General features: G+C 73.8%; 15 protein-coding genes. 6 read left to right on the forward strand and 9 right to left on the reverse strand.

Annotated features, from left to right (window positions below):
- The first annotated feature begins 211 nt into the window (after positions 1-211).
- Together ACWFNE_RS09925 and ACWFNE_RS09930 are read left to right on the forward strand one after the other, a co-directional pair.
- Positions 212-2,371 carry an alpha-glucuronidase gene (locus ACWFNE_RS09925; RefSeq protein WP_452122256.1) on the forward strand — a complete coding sequence of 720 codons (2,160 nt, stop codon included), beginning with the start codon at positions 212-214 and terminating at the stop codon, positions 2,369-2,371.
- Positions 2,372-2,486: 115 nt separating this feature from the next.
- Complete coding sequence (locus ACWFNE_RS09930) at positions 2,487-3,566, forward strand: diguanylate cyclase domain-containing protein (protein ID WP_452122257.1); 1,080 nt, start codon at positions 2,487-2,489, stop codon at positions 3,564-3,566.
- A gap of 18 nt (positions 3,567-3,584) precedes the next feature.
- On the opposite strand, the gene ACWFNE_RS09935 is transcribed toward ACWFNE_RS09930, so the two are convergent.
- The 5 genes from ACWFNE_RS09935 to ACWFNE_RS09955 form a co-directional block, all read right to left on the reverse strand.
- Entirely contained in the window at positions 3,585-4,283 is a 699-nt protein-coding gene (locus ACWFNE_RS09935) for a DUF624 domain-containing protein (protein ID WP_452122258.1), read from the reverse strand.
- Positions 4,280-5,884, reverse strand: a complete 1,605-nt coding sequence (locus ACWFNE_RS09940) for a GH39 family glycosyl hydrolase (protein WP_452122259.1) — start codon at positions 5,882-5,884, stop codon at positions 4,280-4,282. The genes ACWFNE_RS09935 and ACWFNE_RS09940 overlap by 4 nt, the downstream gene beginning before the upstream one ends.
- Before the next feature lie 139 nt (positions 5,885-6,023).
- Positions 6,024-7,697 carry an ABC transporter substrate-binding protein gene (locus tag ACWFNE_RS09945; protein WP_452122260.1) on the reverse strand — a complete coding sequence of 558 codons (1,674 nt, stop codon included), beginning with the start codon at positions 7,695-7,697 and terminating at the stop codon, positions 6,024-6,026.
- 58 nt (positions 7,698-7,755) lie between these two features.
- A complete protein-coding gene (locus ACWFNE_RS09950; RefSeq protein WP_452122261.1) occupies positions 7,756-8,691 on the reverse strand; it encodes a carbohydrate ABC transporter permease in 936 nt (311 codons plus the stop codon).
- Entirely contained in the window at positions 8,685-9,611 is a 927-nt protein-coding gene (locus tag ACWFNE_RS09955) for an ABC transporter permease (protein ID WP_452122377.1), read from the reverse strand. Before ACWFNE_RS09955 ends, ACWFNE_RS09950 begins: the two co-directional genes overlap by 7 nt.
- 487 nt (positions 9,612-10,098) lie before the next feature.
- Here ACWFNE_RS09955 and ACWFNE_RS09960 point away from each other — a divergent pair, with 487 nt between their 5' ends.
- The 3 genes from ACWFNE_RS09960 to ACWFNE_RS09970 all read left to right on the forward strand — a co-directional run bounded on the left by ACWFNE_RS09960 (position 10,099) and on the right by ACWFNE_RS09970 (position 13,044).
- Positions 10,099-10,647: a MarR family winged helix-turn-helix transcriptional regulator gene (locus ACWFNE_RS09960; RefSeq protein ID WP_452122262.1), complete on the forward strand. Its 549-nt coding sequence runs from the start codon at positions 10,099-10,101 to the stop codon at positions 10,645-10,647.
- Entirely contained in the window at positions 10,644-12,455 is a 1,812-nt protein-coding gene (locus ACWFNE_RS09965; protein ID WP_452122263.1) for an MDR family MFS transporter, read from the forward strand. Before ACWFNE_RS09960 ends, ACWFNE_RS09965 begins: the two co-directional genes overlap by 4 nt.
- Positions 12,456-12,558: 103 nt before the next feature.
- Positions 12,559-13,044 (forward strand): MarR family winged helix-turn-helix transcriptional regulator, encoded by a 486-nt coding sequence (locus tag ACWFNE_RS09970; protein ID WP_452122264.1) that lies wholly within the window; start codon positions 12,559-12,561, stop codon positions 13,042-13,044.
- A 214-nt stretch (positions 13,045-13,258) separates the two neighbouring features.
- Here the strand turns inward: ACWFNE_RS09970 and ACWFNE_RS09975 are convergent, their stop codons facing one another.
- Positions 13,259-14,023 (reverse strand): nuclease-related domain-containing protein, encoded by a 765-nt coding sequence (locus ACWFNE_RS09975; RefSeq protein ID WP_452122265.1) that lies wholly within the window; start codon positions 14,021-14,023, stop codon positions 13,259-13,261.
- Positions 14,024-14,198: 175 nt separating this feature from the next.
- Here ACWFNE_RS09975 and ACWFNE_RS09980 point away from each other — a divergent pair, with 175 nt between their 5' ends.
- A complete protein-coding gene (locus ACWFNE_RS09980) occupies positions 14,199-14,921 on the forward strand; it encodes a histidine phosphatase family protein (protein ID WP_452122266.1) in 723 nt (240 codons plus the stop codon).
- A 68-nt stretch (positions 14,922-14,989) separates the two neighbouring features.
- Here ACWFNE_RS09980 and msrB read toward each other — a convergent pair whose 3' ends face one another.
- From msrB to gdhA, 3 genes are all read right to left on the reverse strand, one after another.
- Positions 14,990-15,433: a peptide-methionine (R)-S-oxide reductase MsrB gene (gene msrB, locus ACWFNE_RS09985; protein ID WP_452122267.1), complete on the reverse strand. Its 444-nt coding sequence runs from the start codon at positions 15,431-15,433 to the stop codon at positions 14,990-14,992.
- 94 nt (positions 15,434-15,527) lie between these two features.
- Positions 15,528-16,433, reverse strand: a complete 906-nt coding sequence (locus ACWFNE_RS09990) for a diguanylate cyclase domain-containing protein (RefSeq protein ID WP_452122268.1) — start codon at positions 16,431-16,433, stop codon at positions 15,528-15,530.
- Positions 16,434-16,603: 170 nt separating this feature from the next.
- On the reverse strand, positions 16,604-17,941 hold the full coding sequence (gdhA, locus tag ACWFNE_RS09995) for an NADP-specific glutamate dehydrogenase (protein ID WP_452122269.1): 1,338 nt from the start codon (positions 17,939-17,941) through the stop codon (positions 16,604-16,606).
- Positions 17,942-17,970 lie beyond the last annotated feature (29 nt).

Raw genomic sequence — 17,970 nt, forward strand, 5'->3', positions numbered from 1 at the left:
GGCCTCGCGCTCGCGTGTTGCCCGGCCTCGCGCTCGCTGCCTAGGGTCGGTGCGGGCCACGCGCCCGGCGACGGCGCCGGGCGGGATCGGAGACGCACCGCATGACCCTCGGACCCACGACCGGCGCGGCCGGGCCGCTCGTCACGCTCCCGGGCCACCGGCTGCTCGATATCGGTTTCTGCGTCGGCCGCGCGCGCACGGTCGACGCCCGATGAGCGCCCCCACGACCGGACCCGCCGCCGCGCCCGCCGGGCCGGCCGCCCCCGTGCACCCGGCCTGGCTGCCCGACGCCGCGCTCGCCCCGCTCGGCGCCGGCCACGTGCTGCTGCTGACCGGGGAGGGCGAGCCCGCCGCCGACCCGGTCCTGCCGACCGTCGAGGCCGAGCTGCGCCGCGCGACGGCGGCGCACGGCGGCCGGCTCTCGACCCGAACCGGCGGCGACCCGGGGGCGGACGTGCGGCTCGTGCTCGCGACGACGTCCGCCGGCCCCGGGCCGCGCCCCGGCGAGACCACGGATGCCCGAACGGCCGCCGCCGACCGCCCCTGGTCCGCCCTCGTCCGGCGCGTGCTCGACGACCCCGGCGACCTGACCCCCGAGTCCTTCCGCCTCGTGCGGGACGCCGGCGTGACCGTCGTCGTCGCGTCGTCGGGCACGGGCCTGCTCCACGGGCTGCACCACGTCGCCCGCGACGCCGCGGCCCACCCGGGACGCGTGGACCACCCCCCGGTCGACGAGGTCCACACCCCGGCCCAGGCGGTCCGCATGCTCGACCACTGGGACAACGTCGACGTGCACGACGTCATGGGCCAGGTCGAGCGCGGGTACGCGGGCGGGTCGATCTTCTACGACCGCGGCGCGCTCCGCACGGACCTGTCCCGCGCCGAGGGGTACGCCCGGCTGCTCGGCTCGATCGGGGTCAACCGCGTCGGGCTCAACAACGTCAACGTGCACGCGCGCGAGGCCCGGCTGCTCACCGACGGCCTGCCCGACGTCGCGCGCCTGGCCGCGGTGTTCCGGCCGCACGGCATCCGGGTGCACCTCTCCGTGTCGTTCGCGGCGCCGATGACGGTCGGCGGACTGGCGACGGCCGACCCGCTCGACCCGGGCGTGCAGCGCTGGTGGGCCGACGCGACCGCTGCGGTGTTCCGCGCGGTCCCCGACTTCGGCGGGTACGTCGTCAAGGCCGACTCCGAGGGGCAGCCGGGGCCGTTCGCGTACGGGAGGGACCACGCCGACGGTGCGAACGTGCTGGCGCGGGCCCTCGCGCCGTTCGGCGGGACGGTGTTCTGGCGCGCGTTCGTGTACGACCACCACCAGGACTGGCGCGACCGCTCGACGGACCGGGCCCGCGCCGCGCACGACCACTTCGCGCCGCTCGACGGCCGGTTCGACGAGAACGTGGTGCTGCAGGTCAAGCACGGGCCGCTCGACTTCCAGACGCGCGAGGCCGTCTCCCCCGTGATCGCCGCGATGCCGCGGACCCGGCTCGCGGTCGAGCTGCAGGTGACGCAGGAGTACACGGGCCAGCAGCGGCACGCGTGCTACCTGGCGCCGTGGTGGCGCGAGATCCTGGACTTCCGGCCGTGGGGCGAGGGCGCGACGGTGGCCGACGTCGCGACCGGCGACGGTCCCGGCGGGCGCCCGGGCGCGCTCGTCGCCGTGTCGAACGTCGGCGACGACCCGTTCTGGACCGGGCACCCGCTCGCGCAGGCGAACCTGTACGCGTTCGGTCGCCTCGCGTGGGACCCGACGCTGGCTCCCGGGACGGTCCTCGACGAGTGGGCCGGGCTCACGTTCGGCGCCGACCCGGAGGTCCGCGCCGGGATCCACGCGGTCCTCGACGGCTCGTGGCGCACCTACGAGGACTGCACCGCGCCGCTCGGCGTCGGGTTCATGGTGCAGCCCGGGCACCACTACGGCCCCGCGGTCGACGGGTACGAGTACTCGCCGTGGGGCACGTACCACTTCGCCGACCGCGACGGGATCGGCGTCGACCGCACGCGCGCGACGGGCACGGGCTTCACCGGCCAGTACCCGGCGCCGTGGCGCGACGTGTACGAGGACGTCGCGACGTGCCCCGACGAGCTGCTGCTGTTCTTCCACCACGTCCCGTACAGCCACGTGCTGCACAGCGGCAGCACCGTCGTGCAGCACGTCTACGACACGCACTTCGCGGGGGTCGAGCGCGTCGAGGAGATGGTCGCGACGTGGGCGTCCCTCGCCGGCCGGGTGCCGGGCGACGTCCACGCACGCGTCACCGAGCGGCTCGACGAGCAGCTCCGCAGCGCCCGGGAGTGGCGCGACCAGCTCACGACGTACTTCTTCCGGAAGTCCGGCGTGCCCGACGCGCGGGGTCGCCGGATCTACTGAGCTCGTGCTCCCCCACCCGGCGCGGTCGCCTCGTCACAGCCCCCCGCCGAGCCGTACCGTGGTCGTGCGCGCGGGTGGACCGCAGCCGCGCGGGGCGCAGGGCGTGCGGGGGACCATGCCGGAGGACCGAGGGCTCGTGCAGGCCGTGGCGCGGCTCTCCGCGGTCGCGACGCTCGGCGCGGGCTCCGGGGACATGCTGCGTGAGCTGTGCGTGGCCGCGGCACGCGGGATCCCCGTCGACACCGTCGGGGTCATGGAGGTCGAGGCCCGTGACGGGCGCCGGGACACCCTCCGGTTCGTCGCCGTCGAGGGGCGCGTCGCGCCGGCCGAGGCCGTGCAGGAGGCGTTGCAGCTCGGACCGTGCCACGACGCGGTCATGACGCAGGGCGTCGTCGTCGTCGAGGACCTCAGGCGCATGCGCGACGTGTGGGGGCCGTTCGTCACGGCCGCCCTCGCGGTCGAGGTCGAGGCGGTCGTCGCCGTGCCGCTCCTCAGCCGTGACGTCGCCTGGGGGACCCTCGACATCTACCGGCGCACCGCCGGGCCGTGGGACGAGCGCGAGGTCGAGGCGGCGCGGCTGCTCGCCGACGTCGCCGTGTCCTACCTCGTCATGGCCCACGACCGCGACGAGGCGCGTGCGGCGCGGCGGGAGATCGAGCACCGGGCGCTGCACGACCAGCTCACCGACCTGCCCAACCGGAGCCTGCTGTTCGACCGCATGACCCACGCCGTCGCCGCGTCGCAGCGCACCCGCAAGGCCCTCGCCGTCGCGTTCCTCGACCTCGACGGGTTCAAGGGCGTGAACGACACCCTGGGCCACGCCGGCGGCGACGCCGTCCTCGTGGAGGTCTCCCGGCGCCTCGTCGCCACGGCCCGCACGGCCGACACCCTCGCGCGGCTCGCCGGGGACGAGTTCGTGCTGCTCTGCGAGGACGTCCCGCCCGAGCCCGAGCCGCGCGCCCGTGCCGTCCGGGCGCTCACCGAGCGGCTCGCGCGGGCGTTCGGCGAGCCGCTGCAGGTCGCGGGCACGCCGCTGGCGGTGACCGCGAGCATCGGCGTCGTCGTCGTCCGGCCCGGCCCGGACGCGTCACCCGACGAGCTGCTGCACGCCGCCGACTCGGCGATGTACGAGGCGAAGGCGCACGGCCCCGGCGCGGTCGTGGTGCACGACCGCGTGGACAGCCTCTCGACCTGAGCCGGGGCCGCCGCCCCCTCACGCCCCGGCGGTGAACCGTCCCTCGACGTCCGCGACCATCGGGCCGGCGTTGCGCAGGAGCAGCCCGACGAGCACCGACGCGAGCAGCGCGAGCACCCAGTCGGACGCGAGCAGGACGATCCCCGTCGCGAGCACCCCGAGCGACGCGGCGCCGAGCGTCACGCCGGGCCGTCGCGCGAGGAAGTACCCGGCGAGGCGTGCGGCGTCGCGCGTGCGGAACGAGAACAGCGAGACGAGCACGAGCATGTGGGCGCACCACAGGGCCAGCCCGAGGGTCAGCACGCCCAGCAGCGGCGCGAGCACCGGCCCGGCGGGGACCGTGCCGAGGTGCGTGAGGTTGGTCGCGAGCACCGCCATGACGACGAGGAACGGGACCCAGAGCCGCAGCACGTCGAGCCAGTTGAGCCGGTACCCGCGCCAGAAGTGCGCCGCGGGACGCAGGTCCGGGTCGCGGCGGTAGGCGCGCAGGGCGAACAGGGCCGCGGACAGCGCCGGGCCGAGCGGCACGAGCGCGAGCGCGACGAGCGGGACGTTGCTCGCGTCACGGGCGAGGAGCGGCAGGACGAGCAGCCCGGGGGCGGCGGTCAGCAGGAGCAGGGCCTCGACGACGAGGTACCAGTACGCCGTCGCGGAGGCCCGCGCGAGCACGCCGGTCCCGATCTCGCCGGGCTGCTCACGGGCCGTCACCTGAGTCATCCTCGCTCCTGCGCGGCCGCGGCGCCGGGCGCACCGCTCCCGGCCCCGCCCGCGCCCGGTCCGCGGACGTCGCCGGGCACGGCGCCGAGCAGGCGCCGGTCGTCGACCCAGGGCGGTGTCTCGTCGCGCACCGGGAGCACCTCGACGAGCGCGATGCCGTGCCGGCCGAGCGGGACCTCGAGGTCGACCCGCCCGTCGCGGACGGTCGCGGGCCGGTGGTCCACGGCCGGCTCCGCGCAGTCGTGCAGCAGCCCGAGCTGGCGCTCCGTGGGGTCCGCGGGCCGCCCGAGCTCACGCCACGCCGCCCAGGCGTTCCCGCGTTCCGTGTCGACCGAGCGCTGCACGACGAACGCCGGGCCGTCCGCCGCGGCGACCGGGACCGACAGCCGCACGACGTGCCCGGGGCCGTCCCCGCCGTCACCGGCGTCGGTGCCGCCCACCGGCTGCCACGCGAGCACCGTGACCCTCCCGTCGTCGTCCCGGCACACGAGGTGGTCGTCGCCGCGCGCGAGCACGTGCGCGCCCATGCGTGCGAGGAACGCGTAGAGGTGGAACGTCGGCTTGCGGACCTGCCGGTGCGTCAGCAGCCCGAAGCCGCCGTGGAACAGCGCGGTGGGGATGTTCTCCTCCTCGAACACGTCGCTGAACGTCCAGTAGGAGAACGAGTCGGCGTGCTCGCCGCCGCCCGCGAGCACCGGCGCGAGGTAGGCCGCGTTGTACGCGGTGTCGTGGACGGGGTTGTCCGGCCGGTAGGACGTGTTGAGCTCGGTGATGTGCACGGGCAGGTCCGCGAGCGCCGTGCCCGCGAGGTGCCGGCGCGGCGCGGCGAGCTGGTCGAGGAGCGCCTGCGGGTGCGTGAGCGTCTGGTAGGTGCCGAACGGCACGTGCTGCGCGGGGCCGGAGCCGTAGGCGTGCCGGCTCACGAAGTCGACGGGCACGTCGCGTGCGGTGACGAAGTCGGCGAAGGGCGCCCACCACTCGTCGGACCCCGGGGAGATCGCCGGCCCACCGACCAGCAGCGACGCGTCGACGTCCTTGACGGCCCGGGCCGTGACCTCGTAGAGCCGCAGGTACTCGCCCCGGTCGGCGCCCTGCCAGAAGACCGTGAGGTTCGGCTCGTTCCAGACCTCGACCGGCCAGGTGCGCACCTCCTCGATCCCGTACCGGTCCACGAGGTGCCGCAGCGTCGCGCGCACGAGCGCCGCCCACTCGTCGTAGGACCGCGGGGGCGTGACGTTGCCCTTCCACCAGAACACCGTCTGGTCGCCCGACGCGAGGCCCGACGGCATGAACCCGAGCTCGAGGAACGGCCGGGTGCCGAGGCGCAGCCACGCGTCGACGACCTGGTCGAGGTACGTGAACGCGTGCCGCACGTGCCGGACGCCGTCGACCTCGTAGGGCCGGTGCACCCCGAGGTCGTCGCTCAGCAGCCCGTGCCCGCGCACGTGCCGGAACCCGATCTCGCGCTGCACCAGCGCGAGCGACTCCTGGTGGTCCTGGCGCAGGGCGAGGTTGAGCCGGCCGGTGCCCACGCACGTGCGCCAGGCGTCGCCGAGCGGTCCGAGGGGCTCGGCGGGGACGGTGACGCGCGGGGTGCTCACGGGGTCTCCTTCGGGGGTGGACATGCCACCGTCCGGTCGCGGGCGAGGGGGGCGCGCGACCGGACGGCGGCGTTCGGGGGTACCTGCAGGCTCAGCGGGAGGACGGCTCAGCGACCGCCCGGCCCGCCGGGGGTGGCGCTCAGCCGTTCGCCTCCTCGTAGCGCTGGTGGGCGCCGTTGACGGCGTCCATGAACGCCGTGAGGTTCATGCCCTCGAGCTCGGCGACGTACGCGTCCCACTCGCTCAGCGGGCGGTCACCGAGGATGAACTGCAGCGTGCTCGCCTCGACGTAGTCGGTCAGGGCCGTCTGGTAGAGGCTGACCTGCTCGCGCTCGATCTCGTCGAGCGGGTACGGCGGGGCGACCGGGACGGCCTCCTTGGTCGCCATCTCCTCCTGCCAGGCGAGCTCCTCCTCGTCGAGCATCGAGTAGACGAGGTCGGTCGTGGAGCCCTGCGCGAGCAGGAACACGCCGTTGTTGAAGCCGTAGTCGACGTTGAGCTGCTTCGGCGCGCCCGGGTTGAGGCCCAGGTAGGTGATGTCGCTCGCGAGGGTGCGGGTGCCGTCGTCGGCCTTCTCGTACGTCTCGCCCTCGACGCCCCACTTCGCGAACTCGAGTCCCTCGTCGGAGTAGTACAGCCAGTCGATGAGCTGCAGCGTCGCGACGAACGTCTCCTCGTCGGCCACGCTCGACGAGAGCATGATCCCGCTCTCGAGCCGCGTCCCCGCGGTGAGGTCGCCGGCCGGGCCGGACGGGACGCGGATCTTCTCGAACTGCGCGCCGGTGCTGCCCTGCTCGGCGAACGTCGCGCGGTGGCGCAGCATCTCCTGGCGGTTCGTGCTCATCGCGGACGACTGGCCGGACACGAGCTTCTGCTCGGCCGCGGCGTCCTCCTGCGTGAGGCTCTCGGGGTCCATGAGTCCGTCCTCGACGAGCCCGTGGACGTACTCGACCAGGTCGCGGTACTCGTCGGTCGCGCCGGCGTAGACGAACTCCTCGGCGCCCGAGTCCCACTGCACGCCCGAGACGTAGCCCCAGCCGCCGATCGTGCCGAAGCTCGGCGCGGCGACGTTGAGGAAGGCACCGAGGGACGTCGGGTTGCTCCAGCGGTCCGAGAACGGGTACTGCGACGGGTTCGCGGCCTTGACCTTCGCGAACGACTCCGCGAGGTCCTCCCACGTCTCGGGCTCGGTCTCGGCGCCCGCCGCCTCGAACACGTCGGTGCGGATGCCGATCGTGTAGTCGGGGCGCGGGGCCTCGAGCAGGCCGGGCAGCAGGTAGTACTTGCCGTCCTCCTGGCGGAGCTGGTCGAGGTACGGCTCGAGCTCCCACTCCTCGACCTTCGCCTGGAAGTTCGGCATGAGGTCGACGTAGTCGCTGACGGGCAGGATCGCGCCCGAGGCCACGAACGGGGCCTCCTGGCCGGGGTAGGTCACGGGGATGATCGACGGCGCGTCGCCCGCGCCGATGAGCAGGCTGCGGCGCTGCTCCCAGTCGCTCAGCGGCGCGACGACCGTCTCGAACGAGACCTTGTTCTTCTCCGCCAGGGTCGTGAAGAAGAGCCAGTCCTCCTGGATCGGGTAGTTGGGGTGGTCGCGGTACATCAGCGACAGCTCGATGGGCTCCGTCGCGACGAAGGTGTCACCGACCCCGAAGTCGTCCATCGCGCCGACCCGCTTGCCGTCGAGCGCGGCCGAGTCGGCGGTCGTGCCCTCGTCGCCCTCGTCGTCGCCGCCGCTCGAGCAGGCACCGAGGCCGAGGGCGAGCACGCCCACGGTCAGCCCGGTGATCAGGCGCGTGCGCCTCGTGGTCATCGTCGTTCCTTCCGTCGTCGGCCGCCGTCGGCCGGTGCGGGGTGGGGTTCGGGACGCGTCACTGCTTGACCGCGCCGAGCATCACGCCCGACACGAAGTACTTCTGGACGAACGGGTAGAGCAGGACGATGGGCAGCACGGTGAGCACCATCGTCACGGACTGGATGTTGGAGGCGATCTGCGTGACGTTCTCGGACGAGCCGCCGCCCACGGAGGTCGCGGTCGTCGCACCCGCGATGAGGTTCCGGAGGTACATGGTCACGGGGAACATCTCGGCGCGGTCGAGGTACAGGAACGCGGAGAACCACGAGTTCCAGAAGAACACCGCGTAGAACAGCACCATCGTCGCGATGACCGCCTTGCTCAGCGGGAGCACGATGCGCAGGAGCGTCCCGTAGGTGCTGAGCCCGTCGATCGCGGCGGCCTCCTCGAGCTCCGTCGGGAGGTTCTCGAAGAACGACTTCATGACGAGCAGGTTGAACACGCTGATGGCGTTCGGGACGACGATCGCCCAGAGGGTGTTCGTGAAGCCGAGCGCGTTGACGAGCACGTAGTTCGGGATCAGCCCGCCGTTGAAGAACATCGTGAACACGGCGACGGCGATGAAGACGTTCCGCCCGCGCAGCGCGCGCTTGGAGATCGCGTACGCGAACGTCGTGGTCAGCACGATCGAGATCGCGGTCGCGACGACGGTGTAGACCACGGTGTTCCGGTAGTTGACCCAGAACATCCGGTCGGACATCACGAGCTGGTAGGTGTCGAGGTTGAACCCGCGCGGGACGACGTTGACCTGGCCCGCGTTGATGTACGCCTCGCCGCTGAACGACTGCGCGACGATGTTCACGAACGGGTAGAGCATCACGACCATCACGAGCACGAGCAGCGTCGCGTTGGCGGCCCGGAACGCACGGTAGGAGCGGCTGTCCTTCAGGCCGGTCGGGTGCGGGGCGGCCCGCAGGCGCCGGTCGAGGGCGGCCGGGTCGGTGGTCACCACAGGCTCGTCCCCACGGTGCGGCGTGAGATCGCGTTGGCGGACAGGATGAGCGTGAGCCCGATGAGCGACTCGAACAGGCCGATCGCGGTCGCGTAGCTGAAGTTGCTCGACGAGATGCCGACGCGGAACAGGTACGTCGAGATGACGTCGGCCGTCGAGTACACGAGGGGGTTGTAGAGCAGCAGGATCTTCTCGAAGCCGACCGCCATGAACGTGCCGATGTTGAGGATGAGCAGCGTGACCATCGTCGGGCGGATGCCGGGGAGCGTGACGTGCCACGTCTGCTTCCAGCGGTTGGCGCCGTCGATGCGCGCGGCCTCGTAGAGGTTCTGGTCGACGGTCGTGAGCGCGGCGAGGTAGAGGATCGTGCCCCAGCCGACGGTCTGCCACACCTCGGAGCCGATGTACACGGCCCGGAACCACTCGGCCTCCTGCACGAAGTTGACGGGCGAGCCGCCGACGAGGCCGATGAGCTGGTTGACGGTGCCGCGCAGCGAGAGGAGCTGGAACACCATGCCGACGACGATGACGACCGACATGAAGTGCGGGAGGTAGGAGACGGTCTGCACGAGCCGCTTGAACCGCGGGGACCGCAGCTCGTTGAGCAGGAGCGCGAGCACGATGGGGAGCGGGAACGCGATCGCGAGGCTGAGTGCGCCGAGGACCAGGGTGTTCTGGAAGACCTTCCAGAACGTGGGGTCGTTGATGAAGAGCTCGACGTAGCGCAGCCCGACCCACTCGTCGCCGAAGATGCTGCCGCCGGGACGGAACCGCCGGAACGCGATGACGTTGCCGAGCATCGGCACGTACCGGAACACGAGGAAGAACAGCAGCGGGAGCACGACGAGCGAGTACAGCTGCCAGTCACGACGCACCGCTCGGCGCCAGCCGCGCCGGGCGGGCCGGGTCCCGCGGGTCACCGGCGGGGCGGTGACGGTCGCGAGGGCGGCCGCCGAGCCGGTGCTGCCGGTGCCGGTGAGCGGGCCCGCGGAGCCTCCTGCGGAGCCGGTGACGACAGGGTCGTGGACGGTCACGCACGGCCCCCTTCCCACCGGACAGCGCTGTCCGGTGTTCCGAAACTATCGACATCGGTGTCGATATGTGGACCCTAGGTGACGGGTGAAGATGGGTCAAGACCGGCGTCACATCACCCGGCCACGCGGCGCCGCGCTCGCTCGTTCACCCAGACGGATGTGGACGTTCACATCCTGACCAGGCGAAACAAGATCGCAACTTTCGAGTGGCCTGGCGAGAGGTCCGTGCGCAGGTGGCGAAACCGCGCGCGACCTGGTTCGTCGTCGAACCGCTTGCCTCCGCGGCCCGTGTGAGCGAGCGCACGCCCGCAGATCGTTGCCAGAGACAACCTTCGTGTTAAAGTTGCTTCCGGCAACTAAGGAGGCCGTCACCGTGACCACGAGCTCGTCCCGCACGCTGCTGACCGCGATCGAGGACCTCGCCCGCGCCCAGCGCGAGACCGGCGCCCTGCTCGCCCGCGAGCTCGACTGCCCCCGCGCCGGGCTCACCCTGGTGCGCCTCCTCAGCCGGCTGGGCCCGCTGCCCGTCGGCGACCTCGCCGAGCGGCTGCGCGTCGACATCTCGGTCGTGAGCCGTCAGGTCAGCGCGCTCGTCGACGCGGGCCTCGTCCACCGGACCGCGCCCGACGGACCCGGCGCCGACCGGCGCGTGCGCACCGTCGCCCTGACCGTGCGCGGTGCCGAGCTCGCCGCCCGCAGCCGCGCCCACCTCGAGCAGCGGGCCGGCGAGGCCTTCGCCGGCTGGACGCCCGACGAGCTCACCGCAGCCGCCGACCAGGTCCAGAAGATCACCGCCGCGATCCAGTCGCTCCCCCCGGCCCACCACGTCACCACCCGGCCCGGCACCACCCCGCCCGCCGCCCCGGCAGCCGCCACCGAACCCGCCACAGCACCCCTCACCCGAGAGCAGATCCACGCATGAGCACACCGCCGCAGACCCCCCGCCCCGCCCCCGACGAACAGCGCACCGCGACCGCCACCGCACCGGCCGGCGCCCCCGCCGCCGCACCCATGAACCGCCGCGAGGTGCTGGAGGCGCTGTCCGGGATCCTCCTCGGCATGTTCGTCTCGATCCTCGCGACGAGCGTCGTCTCGTCCTCCCTCCCCCGGATCATCAGCGACCTGTCCGGCACCCAGTCGTCGTTCACCTGGGTCGTCGTCGCGACCCTGCTGACCACCACGATCTCGACGCCCATCTGGGGCAAGCTCGCCGACCTCGTCGACCGCAAGCTCCTCGTGCAGCTCGCGCTCGTGGTCTCCGTCGTCGCCTCGGCCCTCGCCGGGCTCTCGCAGAACGTCGAGACGCTCATCGCGATGCGCGCCCTCCAGGGCATCGGCGCCGGTGGCCTCATGGCGCTCGGCACCGTCCTCATCGCCGACATCCTGTCCCCGCGCGAGCGCGGCAAGTACATGGGCCTCATGGGCGGTGTCATGGGCGTCGCGATGATCGGTGGCCCGCTCCTCGGTGGCGCGCTGACCGACTCGGTCGGCTGGCGCTGGAACTTCTTCGTCGGGCTCCCGTTCGCCGTGGCCGCGATCGTCGTGCTCCAGCGCACGCTGCACCTGCCCCGGCGACCGCGACGCGTCGTGACCATCGACTACGCGGGTGCCGCGCTCATCTCCGCCGGCATCGCCGGGCTGCTCCTGTGGGTCACCTTCGCCGGGCAGAACTTCGACTGGCTGTCCTGGCAGACCGCCGCGATGGTCGGCGGCTCGGTCGTCGCGCTCGTCGGCGCCGTCCTCGTCGAGCAGCGCGCCGCGGAGCCGATCATCCCGCTGCACCTGTTCCGCAACCGCACGCTCGTCCTCGCCGTGATCGCGAGCGTCGCCGTCGGCGTCGCGCTGTTCGGCACCTCCGTGTTCCTCAGCCAGTACATGCAGGTCGCCCGCGGCCGCACGCCCACCGAGTCGGGCCTGCTCACCATCCCGATGATCGTCGGGCAGCTCGTCACCTCGACCGTCGGCGGGCGCCTCGTGACCCGCACGGGCCGCTACAAGACGATCATGACCGTCGGTGCCGTCGTGCTCGGCGCGGGACTGGCCCTCATGGGGACCATCCACTACGACACGAGCTTCGTCGCCGTGAGCGCCTGGATGTTCCTGCTCGGCGCGGGGGTCGGCCTGCTCATGCAGAACCTCGTGCTCGCCGCGCAGAACACGCTCGACGTCCGCGAGGTCGGCTCGGGCACGTCCACCGTCGCGTTCTTCCGCACGCTCGGCGGCACGGTCGGTGTCTCGGCGCTCGGCGCGGTGCTCGCGAACCACGTCACGACCCGCATCTCGGACGGGCTCGCGGCCCTCGGCATCGACACGAGCGCGCTCGCGGGCGGCACGAGCGCGGTGCCCGACGTCGGCACCCTGCCCGGGCCGGTCCGCACCGTCGTCGAGTCGTCCTACGGCGACTCCGTCGCGGACCTGTTCCTGTACTGCGTGCCGCTCGCCGTCGTCGCGCTCGTCGCGGTGCTCCTGCTCCAGGAGGTGCCGCTGGGCCGGCGGTCGGGCCTCGAGCAGCTCGCCGCGCAGCAGGCCGGCGCCGAGGACGCCGCGGGCACGGCGTCGACCGAGCCCGGGCAGGACCTCGCGGCACGGACCACGGCGGACGCGCCCGGCACGGTCGCGGCGGACGGCGCACGTGGTGCGCACGACGCGGACCGTGCGGCTGACGCGGACCGTGCGGCCGACGCCTCGGACGCGGGCGACGCCCGCGAGACGGTGCGCTCGGGCGCGTGACGTCTCCCAGGGCCGGTCGTGGGCAGGTGCCCGCGGCCGGCCCTCGCCGTCGCCCGGGCGGACGGGCCGCGCCGGGCGCTGCGGCGTCCGTCAGGATGGTCCCGTGAGCACCTCGGCACCGACCCCCGGCGGGACCAGCGGCGACGCGCTGCAGCACGTCGAGCACGAGCTCGGCCTCCTGCTGCGGCGTGCCCGCGCGAGCTCGACGCGCATGGCGGCGCGGGTCCACCCCGACCTGGAGCCCGCCGCGTACCCGCTGCTCGCGCACATCGCCCAGAACCCCGACGTTCGGGCCCGCGAGATCGCCGCGCACATCGGCGTGGGCAAGGGCACGATGTCGCGGCAGCTCGCCCGGCTCGAGGAGCTTGCGCTCGTGGAGCGGCGTCCCGACCCCGAGGACTCGCGCGGCCAGCTCATCCGGCTCACGCCCGAGGGGCTGCGCCGCGTCGAGGGCGCCACGGTCGCGCGGCGGCAGTTCCTCGGGGCCGCCCTGGGTGCGTGGACGGACGACGAGATCGGCCACCTCGCCGACCAGCTCGCACGGCTCAACGCCGACCTGGAGACCGCGGCCCGCCGCCGCACGGACTGAGGCGCGCGCCCGCCCCCGCGCACGACCCGACGCGGTGCGGCGTGCGCACGGCCCGACGCGGTGCGGCGTGCGCACGACCCGACGCGGTGCGGCGTGCGTGCGAGCGGACGGGGTGCGCGTGTCCACGATCGGGCGGGGGCGGCGTGCGCGCGAGCGGACGCGAGGCGGCGTGCCTGCGACCGAACGCGGCGCGGCGGCGTCCGGGGACGGTGGGTCAGCGCTGCCAGGTGGTGCGCTGACGGGCGATCGCCGCGACCGCGTCGATCCGGGGCGCCACGAGGCGCTCGGGCAGGCCGCGGAAGACGCCGGGCACGTCGTGCCGGGCGACCACGAGCGGCTCGTCGGGCGTCTCGTCCGGGCGCAGGTCGAGGAGGCCCTGCAGCACGAGGACCCCCCGGACGCGCAGCTGCGACCCGACCGCGGAGCGCAGCAGCGCCTGGACCCGCGCGGCCTCGAGCCGGGCGTCGCGCAGGTACGGCACCGGGCGCCCGTCGAGCTCGATCGAGCGGCCCTCGACGCGCACGCGCCCACCGGGGTGCGCGCGCTCGGTCACCGTGAAGATGCCACCCGGCCCGAGCAGCAGGTGGTCCACGACCGTGCCCTGCCGTCCCAGCGGCACGCCGTGCACGACCTGCCAGCCCTCCTGCGTGAGCCGGTCGAGGCGCGTGCGGACCGACCCGCCACGCTCGCGCCGCGCGTTCTCCGCCGCGCTGCCGGACTCGTCGGCCGGGGGGCCGTCGAGCGCGTCCAGCGTGCCGAGCCGCTTCTCGAGCGTGAGCGGCAGCACGAGCTCGGTGACGTCCGCCCGCAGGTACGCCTGCGCCGCGCGGCGCACACCGGCCTCCGCCGCGGGCAGGTCGACGATGACCTCGCCCGACTGCAGGTCGACGCAGCCGAGCCTCGCCCCGGACTCGCCCGTGACGTACAGGCGGTCGGCGCCGTACCGGCGCCACCGTCGCACGATCAGGGCCTCGTCCACGTGAACCATTATCGGCATCCGCGGGCCCTCTCTGAACCCGCTCCCCGAACGCGTGACGCCCCCTCGCGCGCGCGGACGGCGTGTCGTCCCCCGGGAGGACGTGTCGCGACCGTCGCCACCCGGGCGCGCGCCGGTCCCGGGCGAGCGGCGCGCCGGTCACGGGGAAGATGGGGGCATGCGCCTCCTCCTCGTCCGACACGGCCAGACGTCCTCGAACGTCGGCCGCAAGCTCGACACCGCGGTGCCCGGCGCGGACCTCACCCCGCTCGGCCGGCGCCAGGCCCGGGCGCTGCCCGCGGCGCTCGCGGGCGCCGGGATCGACGCGGTCTACGTCTCGGACCTCGTGCGGACCCAGCAGACCGCGGCGCCGCTCGCCCAGGCGCTCGGGCTCGACGCGCACGTCCGCCCGGGGCTGCGTGAGATCTCCGCGGGGTCGCTCGAGATGGCGGACGACCTGCCGTCCATCCGGCTCTACGTCGACACGATCCTGCGGTGGGCCGCCGGGGACCTGACCCCCCGGCTGCCCGGCGGGGAGTCCGGGGCGGCGACGCTGAGCCGGTTCGACCGTGTCGTCGAGGAGGCCGCGGCCGCGTCCGGCGTCGCCGTCCTCGTGAGCCACGGCGCCATGATCCGCGCGTGGGCCGGGGCCCGGTGCGAGGACGTCACGGTCGGGCTCGCGGCCGAGCACCCGCTCTCGAACACGGGCGCCGTCCTGCTCTCCGGGGCGCCGGGGCGGTGGCGGCTCGACGAGTGGCACGCCGAGGCGCTCGGCGGCGCGCTCGTCGACGACCCGTCGCACGACGGTCCCGCGGGCGAGCCGCTCCCGGTGGCGGCGGACGGGCGGGCGGGCGCGGACGACGCGGGCGCCGCCGCCGGCCGACCGGCACCGCGCGGGTAGCGGACCGGCGCGCACCGGGACGCGACGACGCCCCCCCGCGCGGTGCGGGGAGCCGTCGTCGGCGGTCGTCAGGCCTGAGCCTCCGGGGCCGCCGGCTCGAACGTCAGGCTGACCGAGTTCATGCAGAACCGGTCGCCCGTCGGGGTCTGCGGCGCGTCGTCGAACACGTGCCCCAGGTGCGAGCCGCACCGGGAGCAGCGGACCTCGGTGCGCACCATCCCGAGCGTGCGGTCGGTGATCAGCTCGACCTTGTCGCCCGCGAGCGGCGAGAAGAAGCTCGGCCACCCGCAGTGCGAGTCGAACTTGGTGTCGGAGCGGAACAGCTCCTGGCCGCAGCCCCGGCAGCGGTAGACGCCCTCGCGCTTCTCGTCGAGCAGCTCACCCGTCCAGGGGCGCTCGGTCCCGGCGCGGCGCAGCACCGCGAACTCCTGCGGCTGGAGCAGCAGCTGCCACTCGTCGTCGCTCCTGCTGACCTCGTAGCGGCTCGTGCCGTCGGTCGGCGTGCTCGTCATGCGCCCTCCTCGTCGTCGCGGGGTTCACCCGTCGACCTGCACAACACCACACCGCCACGATCTGTGCCCGGGCACGCGGGGCCGTGAGCAGCCCTCACGTGCGCCCCACGGCCCGCTCCCGCTTGCGCCGGTACATCGCCGCGTCGGCGTGCCGGACGAGGTCGCGCGCGGTCGACCCGTCGCGGGGGAAGACCGCCGCACCGATGCTCACCGTCATCCGGTGCACGGCGTCGTCGACGGTGAACGGCTCGCGCAGCACCGCGTCGAGGTCGGCGACGACCCGGTCGACGGCGTGGACCGGGTCGCCCGGCACGCCCGCGAGGACGGCGACGAACTCGTCGCCCCCGAGTCGCCCGACGACGTCCTCCTCCCGCAGCCGGGACTGCAGGCAGCGGGCGGCGTGCGTGAGGTACGCGTCACCGACGAGGTGACCGTGCAGGTCGTTGACACCCTTGAACGCGTCGATGTCGAGGAACAGCACCGCCGCCCGCGTGCCGGTCACCGCCGCGCGCTCGAGCACCCGGCGCAGCGCGTCGTCGAACGCCGCCCGGTTGAGCAGGCCGGTCAGGGGGTCGCGCGTCATCGCCCGGACGGCACGGGTCTGCGCCTCGACCTCGGGGGTCACGTCGTGCTGGACGCCCAGGAAGTGCGTGACCGTGCCGGTGCCGTCGCGGGCGACGGAGATGTGGACGTCGTTCCAGAACGACGTCCCGTCCGCGCGGTAGTTGAGCAGCCGCACGCGCGTGAACCGCCCGGAACGCAGGCCCGCGCCCATCGCGTGCACCGCGGCGCGGTCGGTCGCGGGGCCCTGCAGGAACCGGGCGTTGCGCCCGAGGACGTCCTGCGTCGCGTAGCCGGTCATGACCTCGAACGCACGGTTGACGTAGACGAGCGGGTGGTCCGCCCCGAGGGCGTCCGCGATGGTGATCGGCGTGTCCGCGGCAGCGATGCAGAAGCCGAGCAGGTCCTCCGTCGTGGACGGGCGCCCGACCTCAGCCACCGGACGCACCCGTGCGCCGGTTGGTCCGCACGATCGCCCCCCAATGACGCGACCACGATCACCTGACCCCTCGACCATACCGACGGGTCGGGCCGGGCGGCAGCCCACCGGCCGACGTGCACGGTCGACGCGTCCACGGGTCGCCGCAGCCGCCCGCGACGCGTGCGGGGTCAGATCACCCCGAGCGCCAGCATCGCGTCGGCGACCCGGCGGAACCCGGCGATGTTGGCGCCCAGCACGTAGTTCCCGGGCGCCCCGAACTCCTCGGCGGTCTGCGCGCAGCGGTCGTGGATGCCGACCATGATCTCGGCGAGGCGCTCCTCGGTGTGCGGGAACGTCCACGAGTCGCGCGACGCGTTCTGCTGCATCTCGAGGGCCGACGTCGCGACCCCGCCCGCGTTGGCGGCCTTTCCGGGGCCGAACAGCACGCCCGCGTCCTGCAGGAGCTGCACCGCGTCGGGCGTCGTCGGCATGTTGGCCCCCTCGGCGACGGCCCGGACCCCGTGGGTCAGCAGGGTGCGCGCGTCGTCGGCGGTGAGCTCGTTCTGCGTCGCGCACGGCAGCGCGACGTCGACCGGGACGTCCCAGACGCTGCCGCCCTCGACGAGCCGCGCCCCCGGGCGGCGGGCCACGTAGTCCGCGGCGCGACCCCGCTCGACCTCCTTGACCTCGCGGAGCAGGTCCAGGTCGACGCCGGCCTCGTCGACGACGTAGCCCGAGGAGTCGGAGAACGTCACGACGCGTGCGCCGAGCGCTTGCGCCTTCTGGATCGCGTAGGTCGCGACGTTGCCCGCGCCGGACACCGACACCCGCAGCCCGTCGAGGGCGGCACCACGGGTCGCGAGCATCTGCTCGGCGAACAGCACCGTCCCGTACCCGGTGGCCTCGGTGCGCACGAGCGAGCCGCCCCACGTGAGGCCCTTGCCGGTGAGCACGCCCGACTCGTAGCGGTTGGTGATCCTCTTGTACTGGCCGAAGAGGTAGCCGATCTCACGGGCGCCGACGCCGATGTCGCCCGCGGGCACGTCGGTGTGCTCGCCGATGTGGCGGTACAGCTCCGTCATGAACGACTGGCAGAACCGCATGACCTCGCCGTCGGAGCGCCCGCGGGGGTCGAAGTCGGCGCCACCCTTGCCGCCGCCGATCGGCATGCCGCTGAGGGCGTTCTTGAAGATCTGCTCGAAGCCGAGGAACTTGACGATCCCGAGGTACACCGACGGGTGGAACCGCAGCCCGCCCTTGTACGGCCCGAGCGCCGAGGAGTACTCGACGCGGAACCCGCGGTTGATCTGCACCCGCCCGGCGTCGTCGACCCACGGCACCCGGAAGATGATCTGCCGCTCGGGCTCGCAGAGCCGCTCGAGCACGGCCCCTTCGGCGTACTGCGGGTGCGCGCGGACCACGGGTCCGAGGGTGTCGAAGACCTCGCGGACGGCCTGGTGGAACTCGGCCTCCCCGGGGTTGCGGCGCAGCACCTGCGCGTAGATCGGTTCCAGCGCGCTGTCCACGCCTACTCCTCGGCTCGCCCGTTCCTGTC

The sequence above is a fragment of the Cellulomonas sp. NPDC055163 genome, assembly GCF_053607065.1.

Excerpts from the sequence above, each read along its gene's own strand:
- ACWFNE_RS09925 (WP_452122256.1), top strand. The coding sequence starts at position 212 with ATGAGCGCCCCCACGACCGGACCCGCCGCCGCGCCCGCCGGGCCGGCC.
- ACWFNE_RS09930 (WP_452122257.1), top strand. The coding sequence starts at position 2,487 with ATGCCGGAGGACCGAGGGCTCGTGCAGGCCGTGGCGCGGCTCTCCGCG.
- ACWFNE_RS09935 (WP_452122258.1), bottom strand. The coding sequence starts at position 4,283 with ATGACTCAGGTGACGGCCCGTGAGCAGCCCGGCGAGATCGGGACCGGC.
- ACWFNE_RS09945 (WP_452122260.1), bottom strand. The coding sequence starts at position 7,697 with ATGACCACGAGGCGCACGCGCCTGATCACCGGGCTGACCGTGGGCGTG.
- ACWFNE_RS09965 (WP_452122263.1), top strand. The coding sequence starts at position 10,644 with ATGAGCACACCGCCGCAGACCCCCCGCCCCGCCCCCGACGAACAGCGC.
- ACWFNE_RS09980 (WP_452122266.1), top strand. The coding sequence starts at position 14,199 with ATGCGCCTCCTCCTCGTCCGACACGGCCAGACGTCCTCGAACGTCGGC.
- msrB (WP_452122267.1), bottom strand. The coding sequence starts at position 15,433 with ATGACGAGCACGCCGACCGACGGCACGAGCCGCTACGAGGTCAGCAGG.